This window comes from Streptomyces sp. NPDC040622 (assembly GCF_055593965.1).
In genome coordinates this window covers 1-18,789 of sequence record NZ_JBVIXD010000011.1, presented here as the reverse complement: position 1 = coordinate 18,789, position 18,789 = coordinate 1, and the positions used below count along the sequence as shown (strand labels likewise).

General features: G+C 70.7%; 17 protein-coding genes and 1 pseudogene. 9 read left to right on the top strand and 9 right to left on the bottom strand.

Translation table 11 applies throughout. The features are described from left to right. Window positions 1–155: 155 nt before the first annotated feature. Together serB and ACZ592_RS30220 are read right to left on the bottom strand one after the other, a co-directional pair. Window positions 156–1,370 carry a phosphoserine phosphatase SerB gene (serB, locus tag ACZ592_RS30225; RefSeq protein WP_471584849.1) on the bottom strand — a complete coding sequence of 405 codons (1,215 nt, stop codon included), beginning with the start codon at window positions 1,368–1,370 and terminating at the stop codon, window positions 156–158. Window positions 1,371–1,549: 179 nt separating this feature from the next. Next, the gene (locus ACZ592_RS30220; RefSeq protein ID WP_471584848.1) at window positions 1,550–3,376 is read right to left on the bottom strand and encodes a streptophobe family protein; all 1,827 of its coding nucleotides are present in this window, start codon (window positions 3,374–3,376) and stop codon (window positions 1,550–1,552) included. Between the two features lie 331 nt (window positions 3,377–3,707). Here ACZ592_RS30220 and ACZ592_RS30215 point away from each other — a divergent pair, with 331 nt between their 5' ends. Then, window positions 3,708–6,341 carry an ABC transporter ATP-binding protein/permease gene (locus ACZ592_RS30215; RefSeq protein WP_471584847.1) on the top strand — a complete coding sequence of 878 codons (2,634 nt, stop codon included), beginning with the start codon at window positions 3,708–3,710 and terminating at the stop codon, window positions 6,339–6,341. Window positions 6,342–6,449: 108 nt separating this feature from the next. On the opposite strand, the gene ACZ592_RS30210 is transcribed toward ACZ592_RS30215, so the two are convergent. The 3 genes from ACZ592_RS30210 to ACZ592_RS30200 form a co-directional block, all read right to left on the bottom strand. Further along, window positions 6,450–7,166, bottom strand: coding sequence for a transglycosylase SLT domain-containing protein (locus ACZ592_RS30210; protein ID WP_471584846.1), 717 nt, complete (start codon window positions 7,164–7,166; stop codon window positions 6,450–6,452). 310 nt (window positions 7,167–7,476) lie between these two features. Further along, a complete protein-coding gene (locus ACZ592_RS30205; RefSeq protein WP_471584845.1) occupies window positions 7,477–8,553 on the bottom strand; it encodes an S-adenosylmethionine:tRNA ribosyltransferase-isomerase in 1,077 nt (358 codons plus the stop codon). Next, window positions 8,550–9,305: an SDR family NAD(P)-dependent oxidoreductase gene (locus ACZ592_RS30200; RefSeq protein WP_471584844.1), complete on the bottom strand. Its 756-nt coding sequence runs from the start codon at window positions 9,303–9,305 to the stop codon at window positions 8,550–8,552. The genes ACZ592_RS30205 and ACZ592_RS30200 overlap by 4 nt, the downstream gene beginning before the upstream one ends. Window positions 9,306–9,542: 237 nt before the next feature. On the opposite strand from ACZ592_RS30200, the gene ACZ592_RS30195 reads away from it, so the two are divergent. From ACZ592_RS30195 to ACZ592_RS30180, 4 genes are all read left to right on the top strand, one after another. Continuing rightward, complete coding sequence (locus tag ACZ592_RS30195) at window positions 9,543–10,688, top strand: GAF domain-containing sensor histidine kinase (protein WP_471584843.1); 1,146 nt, start codon at window positions 9,543–9,545, stop codon at window positions 10,686–10,688. Beyond that, window positions 10,681–11,343 carry a response regulator gene (locus ACZ592_RS30190; RefSeq protein WP_471584842.1) on the top strand — a complete coding sequence of 221 codons (663 nt, stop codon included), beginning with the start codon at window positions 10,681–10,683 and terminating at the stop codon, window positions 11,341–11,343. The genes ACZ592_RS30195 and ACZ592_RS30190 overlap by 8 nt, the downstream gene beginning before the upstream one ends. Window positions 11,344–11,528: 185 nt before the next feature. Continuing rightward, entirely contained in the window at window positions 11,529–11,774 is a 246-nt protein-coding gene (locus ACZ592_RS30185; protein WP_471584841.1) for a chaplin, read from the top strand. Between the two features lie 175 nt (window positions 11,775–11,949). Then, window positions 11,950–12,198, top strand: coding sequence for a chaplin (locus tag ACZ592_RS30180; protein ID WP_471584840.1), 249 nt, complete (start codon window positions 11,950–11,952; stop codon window positions 12,196–12,198). A gap of 120 nt (window positions 12,199–12,318) precedes the next feature. Here ACZ592_RS30180 and ACZ592_RS30175 read toward each other — a convergent pair whose 3' ends face one another. After that, a complete protein-coding gene (locus ACZ592_RS30175) occupies window positions 12,319–13,107 on the bottom strand; it encodes a hypothetical protein (RefSeq protein ID WP_471584839.1) in 789 nt (262 codons plus the stop codon). Between the two features lie 103 nt (window positions 13,108–13,210). Here ACZ592_RS30175 and ACZ592_RS30170 point away from each other — a divergent pair. The 3 genes and pseudogenes from ACZ592_RS30170 to ACZ592_RS30160 form a co-directional block, all read left to right on the top strand. Continuing rightward, window positions 13,211–13,759: pseudogene (locus ACZ592_RS30170) on the top strand (ABC transporter ATP-binding protein); the annotation flags it as partial. Window positions 13,760–14,075: 316 nt separating this feature from the next. Further along, complete coding sequence (locus ACZ592_RS30165; RefSeq protein ID WP_471584838.1) at window positions 14,076–14,504, top strand: NfeD family protein; 429 nt, start codon at window positions 14,076–14,078, stop codon at window positions 14,502–14,504. A gap of 81 nt (window positions 14,505–14,585) precedes the next feature. Next, window positions 14,586–15,527, top strand: a complete 942-nt coding sequence (locus ACZ592_RS30160) for an SPFH domain-containing protein (RefSeq protein ID WP_361171475.1) — start codon at window positions 14,586–14,588, stop codon at window positions 15,525–15,527. A gap of 42 nt (window positions 15,528–15,569) precedes the next feature. Here ACZ592_RS30160 and ACZ592_RS30155 read toward each other — a convergent pair whose 3' ends face one another. The 3 genes from ACZ592_RS30155 to ACZ592_RS30145 form a co-directional block, all read right to left on the bottom strand. After that, window positions 15,570–16,076 (bottom strand): HNH endonuclease, encoded by a 507-nt coding sequence (locus tag ACZ592_RS30155; protein ID WP_471584837.1) that lies wholly within the window; start codon window positions 16,074–16,076, stop codon window positions 15,570–15,572. Between the two features lie 166 nt (window positions 16,077–16,242). Beyond that, window positions 16,243–16,782, bottom strand: coding sequence for a YbhB/YbcL family Raf kinase inhibitor-like protein (locus tag ACZ592_RS30150; RefSeq protein ID WP_471584836.1), 540 nt, complete (start codon window positions 16,780–16,782; stop codon window positions 16,243–16,245). A gap of 48 nt (window positions 16,783–16,830) precedes the next feature. Continuing rightward, on the bottom strand, window positions 16,831–17,613 hold the full coding sequence (locus tag ACZ592_RS30145; protein WP_471584835.1) for a sporulation protein: 783 nt from the start codon (window positions 17,611–17,613) through the stop codon (window positions 16,831–16,833). Window positions 17,614–17,774: 161 nt separating this feature from the next. Between ACZ592_RS30145 and ACZ592_RS30140 the strand changes: the two genes are divergently transcribed. Then, the gene (locus tag ACZ592_RS30140; RefSeq protein ID WP_471584834.1) at window positions 17,775–18,416 is read left to right on the top strand and encodes a DNA-3-methyladenine glycosylase; all 642 of its coding nucleotides are present in this window, start codon (window positions 17,775–17,777) and stop codon (window positions 18,414–18,416) included. Window positions 18,417–18,789: the final 373 nt, after the last annotated feature.

Genomic DNA, 18,789 nt, shown 5'->3' with positions numbered 1-18,789 from the left:
CCTCGTTAACTAGTGGTCCCCGCCGGGGGGGGAGACACAGACTACCTCCCCTTTTTTTTTTTTTTTTTTTTTTTTTTTTTTTTTTTCTCCCCCCCCCCCCTTTTTCCCCCCCCCCCACGACGTACCGGATGCGACGCACAACCGGAGTGGCGCCGTCAGTCGGCGTGCGTGTCCGCCGCCTCGACCTCTTCGCGGGTGATGCCGAGCAGATAGAGGACGGTGTCCAGGAACGGGACGTTCACCGCGGTGTGCGCGGCCTCGCGGACCAGGGGCTTGGCGTTGAAGGCGACCCCGAGGCCCGCCGCGTTCAGCATGTCGAGGTCGTTCGCCCCGTCGCCGATCGCGACCGTCTGCTCCAGCGGGACCCCGGCCTCCGTGGCGAAGCGGCGCAGGAGGCGCGCCTTGCCCGCGCGGTCGACGATCTCGCCGGTCACCTTGCCGGTGAGCCTGCCGTCGACGATCTCCAGGGTGTTGGCCTGCGCGAAGTCGAGGCCGAGACGTTCCTGCAGATCATCGGTGACCTGCGTGAACCCGCCCGAAACGACGCCCACTTGGTAGCCCAGACGCTTCAGGGTGCGGATGAGGGTGCGGGCGCCCGGCGTGAGCCGTACCTCCGAGCGGACCTTGTCGACGACCGAGGCGTCCAGGCCCTTGAGGAGCGCGACGCGGGCGTGCAGCGACTGCTCGAAGTCCAGCTCGCCGCGCATCGCCGCCGACGTCACCTCGGCGACCTCGGCCTCGCAGCCGGCGTGCGCGGCGAAGAGTTCGATGACCTCGTCCTGGATGAGCGTCGAGTCGACGTCCATCACGACCAGGCGCTGCGCGCGGCGGTGCAGGCCCGCCGCGACGACCGCGACGTCCACGCCGAGCTTCGCGGCCTCTATGGCCAGGGCGGTGCGCAGTGTCTCGGTCCCGGTGCCGGAGACCGCGAACTCCACCGCGGTGACCGGGTACTTGGCGAGCCGGAAGATACGGTCGATGTTGCCGCCGGTGGCGGTGATGCTGGCGGCGATGGCGGCCGTCGACTCGGAGGTCAGGGGGTGGCCGAGGACGGTCACGAGCGAACGGCCGACGCCGCGCGGCCGGTTGTCGCCGATGCCCGAGATGATCTCGGCCTGCATCTTCATGGACTCGGCCCAGCTGTGGACGGTGGCGCGCAGATCGCCCTCCAGGCCGGCGGGCGGCTCGGTCACGAGCGCGCACAGCACGATGCGGCCGCGGGTGACGACCTGCTCGATGTCGACGACGTCGACGGAGTAGGCGGCGAGGGTGTCGAAGAGGCCGGCGGTGATGCCGGGGCGGTCCTTGCCGAAGATCTTGACGAGGAGCGTCGGGACGTCGGCGGGCTGAGGGGGCTGCGAAGCACTCATGGTGATCCCTACGGTATCCGCCCGCTCCGCGCGGGCGCCCCGGCGGTCCGCGTGCCGGACACCCTTGGTTTTCGCTTGTCACGTCTTGTTCCGCTTGCGCCGCTTCGGCGCGTCCTCTCGTCCCCGCACGCCCGCCCTTTTAGTCCCCGCACGCGCGCCCGTTCGCTCGTCGCGTGTCGTCAGCGAGGTCCGCGCGGCCTGCCCGGTGCGGGCGGCGGACCCGGCTCCGGTGGGGGCGGTGGGGGCGGTGGCGGCGGAGGCCAGTCCCCGGAACGGGTGCGCGGCCTCCTGGGCCGGGGCGGCGGAACCGTCGGCCCCACCACGGTCGGCGCACCGGAGGCGCCCCGAGGGGGCGGCGCCGACGCGTCGCCGCGCGGGGGACCGGTGCCGTCCCGCGGCAGCCGCAGATAGGGGTTGGTGTCGGGGTTCGGCGGCCGGTGCGGAGCGCTGGGCCGGTACGGTCCCGCACCGGCTTGCCCGGCCCCGGGCTGCCCCGCTCCGGCTTGCCCGGCCCCGACCGGTCCCGTCCCGGCCGGCCCGGGGGCGGCGGAGGCGGAGGCCCCGACGGCGGACCCCTCCGCCGCACCTCCGGCCCCGGTCGCACCCCCGGCGAGCCCGAGCGCGGACGCCCTGCCGCCCGCCGCCCCCGTGGCCGCCGCGAGCAGCGCCCCCGCCACCCCCGCCCCGAGCCCCCACACCGCCCCGAGCAGCACCGCCATCCCCAGCCGCGCGTGCAGTTCGACCCCCGCGCCGAACGCGTCGAAGCCGAGTACGGACAAGGAGGCGTCGGCGGACACCGCGGTCAGCCACGCGAGCAGCGGGAGCCCCACCGCGGTCACCACGCCGAGCCGCAGCCCGCAGCGGCCCGCGAAGCCCGCCACGGACATGGTGCCGGGACCCCGGGGCGTCCTGGCGGCCGTCAGCACCCCGGCGAACAGCATCATGACCGCCGCCGCGACACCCAACAGCCAGATTCTCCCGTCGAGTTCGGCGAGCCGCCCCAGCGTGAGCGGCTTGTCGGAGGACCCCGCCAGGAGGTCGTCCACCGGGTCCGGCAGGAAGCGTGTGAGGGCACCCGTCGCCCTGCCGTCCCACGGCACGAAGAGCCCGACGGGGATGCCGAGCCACACGCCGTTCGGCGCCCCGAGCAGGGCGGCACCCGCGATCCGACGTGGGTGGTCGTCCCCGACCATCGCGTACGCCGCCGCGGCGAACCCCGCGGCGACCGCCACCAGCACCACCGTGACCAGCGCGGATGCGGCGGGCCGCACCACCCGGTGCACTCCGTCCAGGGCGCGCGGCAGCGGGGTGCGTCGCGAGGCGAGCAGCGCGATGAGCAGGACGCCGGCCACCCAGGCCGCCCCGCCGAGCAGCGTCGGCGCGGTGTCCACGGTGAACCCGACCGAGGCCTTCGCCTTCGCGAGGTCGCCGAGCCGGTCGGGGAGGAGCCCGCCGATGTCCCCGATCCCGCCGGGCAGCTTGTCGCCGATGCCGCCCGGCAGCTCGTCGAGCCCCTTGTCGATGCCCTTGTCGATGCCGAGCTGCTCACCGTCGATCGTGATGATGTCGTGACCGGCCCAGGTGAGCCCCGCGAGCATCGCGAGGAAGAGGGCGATCACCGCGCCGACGCGCGCGGCGAGTTCGGCGGGCGGGATGACGACGCCCGCCCCGCGCAGGGAGCGCAGGAAGAAGTGGGCGAGGAGCAGCGCGCCCACCAGCCCCACACCGAGTGGCGCGATATCGATCGTCGTGGTCGCTTCCGCGCCGTCCAGGCCGAAGGCCGAGACGTCGCCGGACGGGGTGACCGAACCTCCCGCGCCGAGCGCGACGGTCGCCGCCGTCATCGGCCCGAGTGCGCCCGCCGCGTCCGCGTCGAGCAGGTGCAGGGCGAGTGCGGCCGTCCCCGCCATGCCGACCAGAGCCCAACTCACCGCGGCGATCGCGGAGAGCAGGACGTCGCCCCACCGCACGCCCCGGCCTTCGCTTTTGTGCTCGCCGGCCGTCATGAGGACCCCCCGAACCGCAGTGCGCCGACCCATCACCACGACGCACGCGTTCCATGCGTTTCACACGACTCATAGGCCTAGTGGTGGCGATGAGCGTGATGGGTGAAATGCGCCCAATGAGCATGATCCGTATGCACTGATGGGTGCTTACCACTCTCCGGGGCGTTTTCTTCCCCGTCAACGGTGCAACCCTTCACGCCCGTACGCAGTCTTCACAAGGCCCGACTTTCGGTCAGAGCCCTCCGCCTGAAATAGTTCCTCCCGATGTTCGACATCCCTAGACTCCCCATCGATGGGGGCTAGCTCGGGGGACAACTCAGTGGGGCATGGAGTGCCGGAACTCGTACTGGAATTGAATGGCAGGACCTGGACGCTCGACCCGTCCAGGCCGTACACCCTCGGACGTGATCCGCAGGGGGATATCCCGCTCGACGACGCCAGGGTGTCCTGGCGTCACGCGACGATCAGTTGGAGCGGGCGCAGTTGGGTCATTGAGGACCACGGCAGCACCAATGGCACCTTCGTGCAGGGCCAGCGGATCCACCAGATGGAAATCGGCCCTGGTTCGGCCGTGAACCTGGGGAACGCGACCGACGGTCCGCGGGTGAACGTGTCGGGCGGCGCGTCGGGCGCGGCCGCGGCCGCCGTCTCGGCGCCCCAGCAGCACGCCCAGCAGCAGGCCGCGCCGCAGCACGCGCCCCAGCAGCACCAGCAGGAGGCTCCCGGCTGGGCCGCCCAGGCAGCTCAGCAGCAGGCTCCGCAGCATCAGGCACCCCAGCAGCAGGCTCCGTACCAGGCGCAGCAGCAGGGCTGGCCGCAACAGCAGCCCCAGCAGCACCAGCCCCAGCAACAGCACCAGCCGCACGTGCCCCCGCAGCAGGGTGGCCCGTCCGAGCAGTTCGCACAGAAGGTTCCGGGATCCGGCGGTGTCGCGGGGGCCCCGCCGGTCTACGGCGACCGCAGCCCGACGACGTTCCACCAGCTGGCGCTGGGCCGCAAGATGCGCATCGGACGTGCCCTCGAGAACGAGCTGGTCGTCTCCGACCTGCAGGTCTCGCGCCACCACGCCGAGTTCACGGCGACGCCCGACGGCCGCTTCGAGATCCACGACCTCGGATCCCACAACGGCACGTACGTCAACGGCCAGCCGATCGCGAAGTCCTCGACGGTCCTGATCGGCGCCCATGACATCGTCGGCGTCGGTCACTCGACGTTCCGCCTCGTCGGCGGACAGCTCGAGGAGTTCGTCGACACCGGTGACGTCTCCTTCTCGGCCCGCCACCTCACGGTCACGGTCGACGGCGGCAAGCAGATCCTCAAGGACGTCTCCTTCGGCGTCCCGGAGAAGTCGCTCATCGCGGTCATCGGACCCTCGGGCTCCGGCAAGTCCACCCTGCTCAAGGCGCTCACCGGCTACCGGCCCGCCAACCAGGGCGACGTCCTCTACGACAACCGGAACCTGTACAAGCAGTTCGCCGAGCTGCGCCAGCGCATCGGTCTGGTCCCGCAGGACGACATCCTGCACAAGGAACTGACCGTCAAGAAGGCCCTCAAGTACGCGGCCAAGCTGCGCTTCCCCGCGGACACCACGGAGGCCGAGCGCGAGCAGCGGATCGGCGAGGTCCTGCGCGAGCTCAAGCTGGACATCCACAAGGAGAAGAAGGTCACCTCCCTCTCCGGTGGCCAGCGCAAGCGCGTCTCGGTGGCCCTCGAGCTCCTGACCAAGCCGTCGCTGATCTTCCTGGACGAGCCGACGTCGGGCCTCGACCCGGGCATGGACCGCGACGTCATGCAGTTGCTCCGCGGCCTCGCCGACGACGGCCGTACGGTCCTCGTCGTCACGCACTCGGTCGCCGAGCTGGCGATCTGCGACAAGCTCCTGGTGATGGCGCCGGGCGGTTCGGTGGCGTACTTCGGCCCGCCGGAGGAAGCCCTCAACTTCTTCGGCTACAGCACGTGGGCCGACGTCTTCTCCGCCTTCGAGAACTACCGCGACTACGACTGGGCGGGCCGCTGGAAGGGCTCGCAGCACTACCAGATGTACGCCGCGGACATCGACGCCGTCGCCGCACAGTCCGTACAGATGCCGCCGCCCCAGGCGGTCCGGCCGCCCAAACCGCAGGGCTGGGGTTCGCAGCTGTGGACCCTGATCCGCCGCTACGTGTCGGTGATCGCCTCCGACAAGGGCTTCATGGGCCTGATGGTGATCCTGCCCGCGGTCCTCGGCATCGTGAGCGTCGTGATCCCGGCCGACTTCGGCCTCGCGCCACCCAAACCGCCGGTCAAGTTCAACGGCGACGCGGGCACGATCATGCTGATCCTCGCGGTCGGCATGTGCTTCTCGGGCGCCGCCAACTCCGTACGTGAGCTGATCAAGGAACGGGTCATCTACGAACGGGAACGGGCGACCGGCCTCTCCCGTTCCGCGTACCTGATGTCGAAGGTCATCGTCCTCGGCGTGATCACGGCCATCCAGGGCGTCATCATCTGCGGCATCGGCTTCGCGACGCGCGACATGCCGGAAGAGGGCCTGCTCATGCCCCCGGCCGTCGAGATCTGCCTGGTGATCATCGCCCTGGGCTTCACGTCGATGATGTTCGGCCTGGTCATCTCCTCGCTGGTGAAGACCTCCGAGAAGACCATGCCGCTCCTGGTGATGTTCGCGATCGTCCAGGTCGTCTTCACCGGTGTCCTCTTCCAGATCTACGGTTCGCCCGGCCTGGAGCAGTTCGCCTGGCTGATGCCGTCCCGCTGGGCCATCGCGGGCGCGGGCGCCACGCTCGACCTCTCACACCTGATGCCGCCGTGGGACCCGAAGAAGCCGAACGACCTGGACCCGCTGTGGGAGCACTCGGTGGGTCAGTGGGGTCTGAACATCACGGTCCTGCTGCTGATCGGCGTCGCCTGCGGCTTCGCGGTCGCGCGCCTGCTGCGCCGGCACGAGCCGGAGGTCATGCGCAAGTAAGTGCCTTCGGGCACAGGAGAAGGGCGGCACCCCGTACGGGGTGCCGCCCTTCGGCGTCCGTGGGCCTCGTCTTCGGCTGAAGAGGTCCGTTGATCAGGCGATCAAGGCTCAGTAGGCGCCGTTCACGTTGTCCATCGAGCCGTACTTGTCGGCCGCGTAGTTGGCCGCCGCGGTGATGTTGGCGACCGGGTCGTAGATGTTCGTGGACGTGCCGTCCACGTGGTACGCGTCGAACGTCGGCTGGATGACCTGGAGCAGGCCGACCGAGGGGGTGCCGTTCTGGGCGTTGACGTCCCAGCCGTTCATGGCGTTCGGGTTGCCCGTCGACTCGCGCATGATGTTGCGGTGCAGGCCCTCGTAGGAACCGGGGATGCCCTTGGACTTCATGATGTCCAGGGACTGGCGGATCCAGCCGTCGAGGTTGTTGGCGTAGACGGGCTTGCGGGCGGCGGCGCGGCTCGCGGCCTCCTTGGCCTTGCGCTCGTCCTCGGCCTTCTTCTTCGCGGCCGCCTCGTCGGCGGCCTTCTTGGCCTCGTCGGCCTTCTTCTTGTCGGCGGCGGCCTTCGCGGCGGCGTCCTTGGCCTGCTGGTCGGCGTTGGACTGCTGCTTGGTGACGTTGGCGTGGACCGCCTGCTGCGTACCGGCGGACGCGGCGAAGGCCACGGGGGAGACGTCGGTGGCCTCGGTGGTGGTGGCCTCGGAGCTGCCCGGCACGAGGGAGAACGCGAGAGCGGCGGCGCCGAGCGTGGCGACACCGGCGATCGAGAACTTCTGGGTCCTGGTCACGGTGGAGCGACTATGACCAGGGGTGCTGTGCTTGGACATGCGAGTGGACCTCTTCGAATGGCGGAGGTCGCTCTGGTCCGGCGGGGACAGGGTGCTTCTCCGGCACAAACGCCGCGGTGGTGAGACCGCGGCGCCGAGCGACGGGAGCAATTCTTAGCGGCAGCAAAATTCCGTGGCAAAGGTGTGACGTACGATCCCGGGTAGTGGACCGGGGGGTGCGAAGAGCCCCTTCGCGCCCCGCACCCCCCGCACATAAAGGGATTCCTTATCCACTAGGGACCTTCGTACGTGATGTGTGTCCTATGCGCGGGCTCACATCGGACACGTAACAGTCTCACCATGAGTTGCCTCAGCAACGCTCTCGGTGAGCAAACTCCTCCGGGAGGAGGAGATGTACGTCGCCGAACTCGTGCCACAGGTAGAGACGGCGTACCGCCTCCGCGTAACCCCGCTCGATCGCGGCCCGCCCCGCGACCGCCTCCAGCATCAGCAGGTGTGAGGCCGCCGGCTCGTGGAGTCCCGTCAGCAGCCCGTCCACGACCCGCACGCCGCGCCGCGGCGTCACCACCAGCTCCGTGCGGCCGCTTGCCGCCCGCACCACGCCGTCGGGCCCCGCGGCGGACTCGACGGCACGCACCGCGGTCGTACCGACCGCGACGACCCGGCCGCCGGCCGCCTGTGCCGCGTTGATCAGCCGCGCCGATGTCCGCGGCACCTCGAAGAGCTCCGGGTAGGGCGGCTCGTGCGCCTCCTGCGAGGCGACACCGGTGTGCAGCACGACCGGCGCGAACTGCACGCCCCTTGTCACCAGCTCCGTCACCGTCGACGCCGTGAAAGGCCGCCCCGCGCTCGGCATCTCCGCGCTCCCCGCCCCGTCCCGCGACTCCAGCGCGAACACGGTCTGGTGCGCGTCGAGCGGCTGGTCCCTGTCTGTATAGGAGTAGCGAATGGGGCGCCCGTGCCGCCGCAGCAGCTCCGGCACGTCGGCGGAGACCCGCACCCACCACAGCCGCTGCCCGCCCGCCGCCATCGGCTCCTCATATACAAGGTGTGCGTTTTCGGGGAGCCGCACCACCGCACCGGACGGACCACCGCCACGCGCGCGTGTGGTGCCCTCCCCGTCCGGGTCGCGCAGCTCCACCGCCCACCGCCCGTCCGCACCCCGGGTGGAGAAGTGCACCACCACGCGTGCGTGCCCGAGCCTCCCGTCCACGGCCGCCGGCAGGGTCGGTGAGGTGTTGACGACGAGCAGGTCCCCGGCCCGCAGCAGCGACGGCAGCTCCGTGAACCGGTGGTGCGTGGTCCGTGTGCCGCGCGACACCAGCAGCCGTACCGCGTCCCTGCCCCGGCCCGGGCCCCGCTGCTCGGGCGGCACCCGGGCGACGAGCGAGTCCGGTACGCGCAGCGGCGCGCCCAGCACGCTCATCGCGCGCCCGCCGATGCCGCCGCTGATCCCGCCGGTCCCGCCGGTCCCGCCGGTCCCGTCGACCTCTCAGCCGTCGCCGTCGCCGTATAACGGCCACTGGCGGGCCGCTCGGCCAGGAGCCGCACGAAGGCGGGCACCACGCTCTCCGGCAGCGGCCGCCCGGACGGATCGTCCAGGGGCACCGCCGCCCGGTACAGATCCGTCCGCATGTCCCCGGGATCCACCGCCCACACCCGGATCCCCGGCTCCTCCTCGGCCAGCACCGCGGAGAGATGGTCGAGTGCCGCCTTGGACGCCCCGTAACCGCCCCACGTCTCGTACGCCTCCACGGCCGCGTCGGAGCTGACGTTCACCACCGCCCCCGCGGACTCCCGCAGCAGCGGCAACGCCTCCTGGGCCAGACCGAGGGCCGCCACCACGTTCGTCTCCAGCGCCGCCCGCAGCCCGTCGAGCGCCAGACCGTCGAGGCGTACGAGGGGTTCCGCGCCCAGCGCACTCGCGTTGTTCACGAGCAGATCCAGACCGCCGAGGCGGCGGGCCGCGGCCACCAGCTCCGCGCGGTGCCCCGGATCGGTGACGTCCCCGGCCCGCGCCTCCACGCGCGTGCCGTACCTGCCCAGCTCCCGCGCCGCATCGGCCAGGACCCCGGCCGTCCTGGCATCGAGTACGAGGTCCCAGCCGGACTCCGCGAGAGCCGCGCCCAGCGCGCGCCCCAGCCCCTTCGAAGCCCCCGTGATGATCGCTACCGGCATGACATCCGTCCCCTCGGGTCGTTGACCGTCGCCCGGCGGGCGCCGCACGCCGTTCCGCCGGACCCTCACCGTAGGAACGGCCCCGCCCCGGACACCTCGTGCGCGAGCCGCAACTCCCCGGGGCCCTTCGCCCTAAGCCGGTCCGGCGGCCTAGGCCCCCGCCTAGGACCAGGGACCTAGGCGGGGGCCTCCACAGGACGGATACGCACTGTCACACCCCGCCGGTACGGTGTGACCATGAGTCAAGGACCCCGATCCGGCCTGACCGCGGTGAGCTCCGCGCTCCTCGCCATGAGCCGGCACCTGGAGGTGCGCGACGTCCTCAAGACGATCGTCGCCTCGGCCCGCGAGCTGCTCGACGCCGAGTACGCCGCGCTCGGGGTCCCCGACGACCACGGCGGGTTCGCCCAGTTCGTCGTCGACGGCGTCAGCGACGACCAGTGGAAGGCCATCGGCCCGCTGCCCCGGCAGCACGGCATCCTCGCCTCGATGCTCCAGAAGGGCGAGACCGTACGCCTCGGCGACGTGCGCGAGGACCCCCGCTTCGGCGGCTGGCCCGCCGCCCACCCCGACATGTCCGACTTCCTCGGCGTCCCCATCCGCTCGGACGACGAGACGCTCGGCGCGCTCTTCCTCGCCAACAAGAACTGCCCCAAGCCGCTGGGCGGTTGTGGCTTCACCGAGGACGACGCGGACCTCCTCTCCATCCTCGCCCAGCACGCCGCCATCGCGCTGACCAACGCCCGCCTGTACGAGCGCAGCCGCGAGCTGACCATCGCCGAGGAGCGCTCCCGCCTCGCCCACGAACTGCACGACGCCGTCAGCCAGAAGCTCTTCTCGCTGCGCCTGACGGCCCAGGCCGCCGCGGCCCTGGTGGACCGCGATCCGTCCCGGGCCAAGGGCGAACTGCAGCAGGTGGCGGTCCTCGCGGCCGAGGCTGCGGACGAACTGCGGGCCGCTGTCGTGGAGTTGCGCCCGGCGGCCCTCGACGAGGACGGCCTGGTGGCCACGTTGCGCACCCACATCCACGTACTGGACCGCGCGCACTCCGCGCGGGTCACCTTCGAGAGCAACGGCGTACGGGCGCTGCCCGCCTCGCAGGAGGAAGCCATGCTGCGGGTCGCCCAGGAGGCCCTGCACAACGCACTGCGCCACTCCGGCGCGGAGCACGTCGCCGTGGTCCTGGACAAGCGCGGCGCCGGAGCCGTCCTGCGCGTCGCCGACACCGGCTCGGGTTTCGACCCGAAGTCGATACGACGCGCGGGGCGCCACCTCGGCCTGGTCTCCATGCGGGACCGGGCGAGCGGGGTCGGCGGACGGCTGACCGTTGAATCGGAGCCCGGCAAGGGCACAACGATCGAGATGGAGGTTCCCGGTGGCTGACGCCGCGCGCGACTCGAAGACAGGGATCCGGGTGCTGCTGGTCGACGACCACCAGGTGGTCCGCCGCGGTCTGCGCACGTTCCTGGAGATCCAGGAGGACATCGACGTCGTCGGCGAGGCGTCGGACGGTGCCGAAGGGGTCGCGCGGGCCGAGGAGTTGAGGCCGGACGTCGTCCTGATGGACGTCAAGATGCCCGGCATGGACGGCGTCGAGGCACTGCGCAAGCTCCGCGAACTGGCCAACCCCGCGCGCGTGCTCATCGTCACCAGCTTCACCGAACAGCGCACGGTCGTCCCCGCCCTGCGCGCCGGCGCCGCCGGGTACGTCTACAAGGACGTCGACCCGGACGCGCTCGCCGGCGCCATCCGCTCCGTGCACGCGGGACACGTCCTGCTGCAGCCCGAGGTGGCGGGCGCGCTGCTCTCCCAGGAGGAGACCGGCACCGGCCAGGGCAGGGGCGGTTCGCTCACCGAGCGCGAGCGCGAGGTGCTCGGCCTGATCGCCGACGGCCGGTCCAACCGTGAGATCGCCCGCGCCCTCGTCCTCTCCGAGAAGACCGTCAAGACGCACGTCTCGAACATCCTGATGAAACTGGACCTGGCCGACCGTACCCAGGCCGCGCTCTGGGCCGTGCGCCACGGAGTGGCGGGCTGATCAGGGCGCTGACGGGCGCTCCGGCGGCGCGCGCCGGGGCGCGGAGCGGACCGTCGCCTTCCGGGCTGAGATTCATACCGTCGTGTGGATGTCCCCCAATTGGCGTATCCCCCGGGGCGGCCGGACCGTTCTCCAGGGCGTGCTGCGGCGGTTGGCCGCAGCTTCCGCTCAGGAGGATCGTAGAAGTGAAGAACCTCAAGAAGGCCGCCGCCGTCACGATGGTGGCCGGTGGCCTGGTCGCGGCCGGCGCCGGTATGGCCTCCGCGCACGGTGGCGCGCACGCCGACGGTGTCGCCAAGAAGTCTCCCGGCGTCGTCTCCGGCAACCTGGTCCAGGCCCCGGTCCACATCCCGGTGAACGCCTGCGGCAACACGGTCACCGTCATCGGCGCGCTGAACCCGACGTTCGGAAACGTCTGCGAGAACTTCTGATCGCACGCCGCGACGCGCCGCCCGCACCTCCGCGAGCGGTTCCGCGGCCGGCCGGTCCGCCGACGTGCCCGTGGCGGAGCCGGTCACGATCCGCGCACCCACCGTGCGCCGCACACCCCTTCTGATCCCGACCCCGTCGCCGGGGTCGCCCATGTCTGCACGAGGAGCACTTCCCATGAACAGCATCGCCAAGAAGGCCGCCCTGGTCGTCGTCGCCGCCGGCATCGCCGCGGGTGCCACCGCCGGCGCCGCGTCCGCCACCTCGGACGCCCAGGCCAACGGTGCCGCCACGAAGTCGCCGGGCGTCGGCTCCGGCAACCTCGTCCAGGTGCCCGTCGACGTCCCGGTCAACGTCACCGGCAACAGCGTGAACGTGGTCGGCATCCTCAACCCGGCGTTCGCCAACGGCACCGTGAACCACTGAGCCACCGGCTCCGCCCCGGGCCCCGCCGACCACACCGGTCCGCGGGGCCCCCGGCGTCGCGGACCCCTCCCGTACAACGGACCCGGCCCGCACGCTCACCGGCTCAGCCGCTCACCGGTTTCAGCGCCCGCCCCGCTCCCGCTCCTCGACATACGCGTTGTACGCGGCCACCTGGGCCCGCCGCGCCGTCCGCTCCACGGGACGCAGGGCCTCGCCCCGCGCGGCCATCTCCGCGGCGCTCACCGCCCCGCCGTGCCCGTTCTCGTACGCCAGCGAGATCAGCAGACCGACCCGCTGCGCCAGCTCCAACACCCGCACCGCGCGCGGCGGATAGCCGGGCGCGAGCACCTCGCGGCCGCGCTCCGCCCGAGCCCGGTACGCGTCGAGCGCCGCCTCCGCGACCGGACCCGACCCCGCGACATCGAGCCGGGACAGCACCTCAGTCGCCTCCCGCAGTGCCTCGGCGAGCTCGCGCTCCGCCTCGCCGAGCGAGGGAACGTCGGCGGGCGGCGCCTCACGCACCGGCAGACAGTGCCAGACGACCTCGACGTGCACGTCACCCTCGGGCCCCGCCTCGTACACCTCCGGCACGAGCCCGTACGGCGCGCCGAACGCGACGACGGCCTCCTCGGCCTCCAGGGCGCGCGCGTTGAACGCGGGGGGACCGCTCAGTCCCAGCGGATGCCCCGGCGCGGGCAGCGCCACCCGCAGTCCGGTCACCCCCAGCGAGCGCAGCCGCCCCAGGGCGAGCGTGAGCCCGACGGGGGCCGACTCGCCGGGCAGTCCTTCGACCCGGTGCACCGCGTCCTCGCCGACCATGGCGAGCACGGCGTCATCCGGAGAAACAAGTCCGGCCAAAAGGGCATTTCCCCATGCGGCCAGGCGTCCTGAGCGTGGTTCCGAGAGCATGCACACAGCCTAAGGACCGGGCTCACGACAGGAACGGTCGGCCGGTGGCGTAGGTTTTATCCGGGGGCCGCGTCCACAGGCGCGAGCGACGACCGAGACTGCAATGGGAGACAGCGCGCTCATGAGCGATGTACTGGAGCTTGAGGACGTATCTGTGGTCCGCGAGGGCCGGGCTCTGGTGGACCAGGTCTCCTGGTCGGTGAAGGAGGGTGAGCGCTGGGTCATCCTCGGCCCGAACGGCGCGGGCAAGACCACCCTCCTGAACGTCGCGTCCAGCTACCTCTACCCGAGCACCGGCACCGCCACCATCCTCGGCGAGACCCTCGGCAAGCCGGGCACCGACGTCTTCGAGCTGCGCCCGCGCATCGGCGTCGCGGGCATCGCGATGGCAGAGAAGCTGCCCAAGCGCCAGACCGTCCTCCAGACGGTGCTCACCGCGGCGTACGGCATGACCGCCGGCTGGCACGAGGACTACGAGGACGTCGACGAGCAGCGCGCCCGCGCCTTCCTCGACCGCCTCGGCATGAGCGACTACCTCGACCGCAAGTTCGGCACCCTCTCCGAGGGCGAGCGCAAGCGCACCCTGATCGCCCGTGCCCTGATGACCGACCCCGAGCTGTTGCTCCTCGACGAGCCCGCCGCCGGCCTCGACCTCGGTGGCCGCGAAGACCTCGTCCGCCGCCTCGGCCGCCTCGCCCGCGACCCGATCGCCCCCTCGATGATCATGGTCACGCACCACGTCGAGGAAATCGCCCCCGGCTTCACGCACGTCCTCATGATCCGCCAGGGCAAGGTCATGGCCGCGGGCCCGCTGGAGCTGGAGCTCACCTCCCGCAACCTCTCCCTCTGCTTCGGCCTCCCGCTGGTCGTCGAGCAGCGGAACGACCGCTGGACCGCCACGGGCCTGCCGCTCGGCTGAGCCGCCTGCGCCCTGTCCCGCAGGGTGCCCGCGGACCTACCATGACCATGTGGACATCGACGCATGGGTGTGGTGGCTGATCGCGGCGGCCGCGCTCGGAATCCCGCTCGTACTGACCGCGATGCCGGAGCTCGGCATGCTCGCCGTGGGCGCCGTCGCGGCCGCCGTGACAGCGGGCCTCGGCGGCGACACCGTGCTGCAGGTCGTGGTCTTCGCCGCGGTCTCCGTCGCGCTCATCGGCGTCGTACGCCCGGTCGCGGCCAGGCATCGCGCACAGCGCCCCGAACTGGCCACCGGAGTCGAGGCGTTGAAGGGCAGAACGGCCCTCGTCCTCGAACGGGTCGACGCATCGGGCGGCCGCATCAAGCTCGCGGGCGAGATCTGGTCGGCCCGCACGCTCGACACGGAGCGCGCCTTCGAAGCCGGCCAGGAAGTGGACGTCGTGGAGATCGACGGAGCGACGGCCGTCGTCATGTGAATGCCCCACGGGTTGTACGACGGTCTGACAGACTCGACCAGCAAGATCTTCGCCGAGGCATGAAGGGTACGGGGAGCCACGATGGAACCAATCATCATCGTCCTGATCATTCTGGTGGTGCTGGTCTTCATCGCCCTGATCAAGACCATCCAGGTGATCCCGCAGGCGAGCGCCGCCATCGTGGAGCGCTTCGGCCGCTACACACGCACGCTGAACGCCGGACTGAACATCGTCGTCCCGTTCATCGACTCGATCCGCAACCGCATCGACCTCCGTGAACAGGTCGTCCCCTTCCCGCCCCAGCCGGTGATCACCCAGGACAACCTGGTGGTCAACATCGACACCGTCATCTACTACCAGGTGACCGACGCCAGGGCCGCGACGTACGAAGTCGCCAGCTACATCCAGGCGATCGAGCAGCTCACCGTCACCACCCTGCGCAACATCATCGGCGGCATGGACCTGGAGCGGACCCTGACCTCCCGCGAGGAGATCAACGCGGCCCTGCGCGGCGTCCTCGACGAGGCCACCGGCAAGTGGGGCATCCGCGTCAACCGCGTCGAGCTCAAGGCGATCGAGCCGCCGACCTCCATCCAAGACTCGATGGAGAAGCAGATGCGCGCCGACCGTGACAAGCGCGCCGCGATCCTCCAGGCCGAAGGTGTCCGGCAGTCGGAGATCCTGCGCGCCGAAGGTGAGAAGCAGTCCGCGATCCTGCGCGCCGAAGGTGAGGCCAAGGCCGCGGCTCTGCGCGCCGAGGGCGAGGCCCAGGCGATCCGCACGGTCTTCGAGTCCATCCACGCCGGCGACCCGGACCAGAAGCTCCTCTCGTACCAGTACCTCCAGATGCTCCCGAAGATCGCCGAGGGCGACGCGAACAAGCTCTGGATCGTGCCCAGCGAGATCGGCGACGCCCTCAAGGGCCTCGGCGGCGCGCTCGGCAACTTCAACCCCATGGGCGGCGGTTCGGGCAGCGGCGGCTCCTCCGGCACGGAGCGCCGCGAACAGCCGCGCATCGACTGAGCGACCCCGTCGGACGACGCGCCCCGCAAGGGGCGCGGAGTCCTACGCCGCGGGCTGCGCCAGCCACTCGGGCAACGAGGCCAACTCGTCCCGCCCGAGAGACAGCAGCATCGCGTCGGCAGGCGTGGGCTCGAACGGCTGCCGCAGCAACGGCATCCCGGCCTCGTCAGGAGTCCGGTTCGCCTTGCGGTGATTGTCCAGCGCGCACGAGGCCACCGTGTTCAGCCAGGAGTCGGCACCGCCCTGCGAGCGCGGTATGACGTGGTCCACGGTCGTGGCGCGCCTGCCGCAGTACGCGCACCGGTGACCGTCCCGCACCAGCACACCCCGCCTCGACCACGGCGCCTGTCTTCGGAACGGCACCCGCACGTATCTGCAGAGCCTGATCACCCGGGGCACGGGGATGTCGATCGCCGCGGCGCGCACACGGAGTCCGGGGTGGGCGTGCTCCACCACGGCCTTGTCCTGGAGCACCAGAACGACGGCCCGGTTCAGCGACACCGTCGAGAGCGGCTCGAAGCTCGCGTTGAGCACCAGCGTGTCCCGCATCAACCTGCCCACCTCCCGTATGCACCGGCCCACCGCCTGGCGGGCTGGGATCAACTCTGGCCGGGCACGCCGAGATGGACAACGCAATAAAAAATGCCCGCCTCTGATCACTTCCATGACCAGAGGCGGGCAAACAATCGGTGAACGCTCAGTTCACGTCGACCGCTCAGCTCTCCGCGGGAGCCGCGTACTCGGCGATCACCTGGGCGCGCGCCAGCGTGTGGAACCGGAGGTTGAAGCCCACGAACGCGGGCGGCGCGTCGGAGTCGGGCCCCAGCTTCTCCTGGTCCACCGCATACACGGTGAACACATAGCGGTGCGGCCGGTCACCCGGCGGCGGCGCCGCACCACCGAACTCCTTCGTCCCGAAGTCGTTGCGCACCTGCACCGCGCCCTCGGGCAGCCCTTCGAACTTGCCGCTGCCCGCACCGCCCGGCAGCTCGGTCACCGCGACCGGGATGTCGAAGACGGTCCAGTGCCAGAACCCGCTGCCCGTGGGGGCGTCCGGGTCGAAGCACGTCACGGCGAAGCTCTTGGTCTCCGGCGGAAAGCCCTCCCACCGCAGCTGCGGCGAGGTGTTCCCGGCCGCGTAGACCTGAGCGTCCGCAAGGACCGCACCCGGCTCGAAGTCCTCGCTCACGACCGTGAACGACGGCACGGGCGGGTGGAAGTCATGGGGAAGCGGCGGCCTCTTGAGCTCGCTCACGTCGGCACCTCCTGGTTGATTGCTGGTCCTCGCTGATCCTCCCCGAGCCTAGAACCAGTTGCGCTTGCTGCCGACCTGGGACAGCCACTCGTTCAGGTACGCCGCCCAGTCCGTGCCCTGGAAGTCGTTCAGCCCCACCTTGAACGAGCGGAAGGAGTCGCTGCCCTCGCTGAAGAGCCCCGGCTTCTTGTCCATCTCCAGGACGACGTCCATCTCGCGGTCGTCGGCGATGAAGCTCAGCTCGACCTGGTTGAGACCGCGGTACTGCTGCGGCGGGTAGAACTCGATCTCCTGGTAGAACGGCAGCTTCTGCCGCGTACCGCGGATGTGACCGCGCTCCATGTCGGCGCTCTTGAAGCGGAAGCCCAGCTGGATGAAGGCGTCCAGGAGGGCCTGCTGCGCCGGCAGCGGGTGCACGTTGATCGGGTCCAGATCGCCCGAGTCCACGGCGCGCGCGATCTCCAGCTCGGTGGTCACACCGATGTTCATGCCGCGCAGCTGCTGACCGTCGATGCTGGTGACCGGGGTCTCCCAGGGGATCTCCAGGCCGAACGGCACGGCGTGCACCTGGCCGGCCTGCAGGGTGAAGGCGCCACCGAGCCGCAGCTTGGTGAACTCGATGTCCTGCTTGGTCTCCTGGTCGTTGCCCTCGACCTCGACGCGTGCCTGCAGACCGACGGAGAGCCCCTCGATCTGCTGGTCCACCGACCCGCCCTGGATCCGCACCTCGCCCTGGACCACGCCGCCCGGGACCACGTTGACCTCGGTCAGCACGGTCTCCACCGAGGCGCCACCGGCCCCCAGACTCGCGAGCAGCTTCTTGAACCCCATGACTCTCCTCCCCAGGCCGCCGCCTGTGGTTCGTCTCGACTTGCATACTTGATCGGTACAAACGCGAGGGGACCGCGCGCGGTTCCGCGTCATCACCCTGGCCATCGGGCGGTCCGAAGGCCACCCGCGTGCGCAGACCACGTGCATTACCCTCGGTCGCCATGATCGCGGCACCTGACCGTACGCCCCTTACACGTGACTTCTTCGACCGCCCTGTCCTGGACGTGGCTCCGGACCTGCTGGGTCGCGTACTCGTACGCGACTCCGACGAAGGGCCGATCGAGCTCCGCCTGACGGAGGTGGAGGCGTACGCGGGGGAGGCGGACCCCGGCTCGCACGCGTATCGCGGCCGTACGGCCCGCAACGGCGTGATGTTCGGCCCGCCCGGACACCTGTACGTCTACTTCACCTACGGCATGTGGCACTGCATGAACCTGGTGTGCGGTCCGGACGGCACGGCGGGCGCGGTGCTGCTGCGCGCGGGAGAGATCACGGAGGGCGCCGACCTGGCGCGCACACGACGACTCTCGGCCCGCAACGACAGGGAACTGGCCAAAGGCCCCGCACGCATGGCCACCGCCCTCGACGTGGACCGACGGTTCGACGGCAGCGACGTCTGCGGCGCCCCGGACTCCCCGTTCACCCTCCTGACCGGCACCCCGACCCCCTCCGACCAGGTCGGGAGCGGTCCCCGCACGGGCGTGGCCGGCGAGGGCGGTGTCCACCCGTGGCGCTTCTGGACGGTCAACGACCCTACGGTCAGCCCTTATCGGGCCCATGCGCCCCGGCGCCGACGAACTTGACGCGGCGTTGGTGCCTCCGTAATGTAGTCCGAGCCGCTTGACCCGGTGACGGCAATCTGCCAGCAGCTGGAAGCGGCCAACCACTACCTAACGACTTCCCCTTGGCGGGGTCCTATTCGGCGTGCCCGCATGCCCGAATTCGAACTCGCGGAACTCGATTATGAGTTGCGGAGGGAATCCGCTAACGTAGTGAACACGCCGAAAGGCAAAGGCCCCCAACGGCCACCGGAAATGAAATCCGAACCGGAAACGGAACGGAAAACGGATCTGGTAGAGTTGGAAACGCAAGAACAAAAGAAACACCGAAGGGAAGCGCCCGGAGGAAAGCCCGAGAGGGTGAGTACAAAGGAAGCGTCCGTTCCTTGAGAACTCA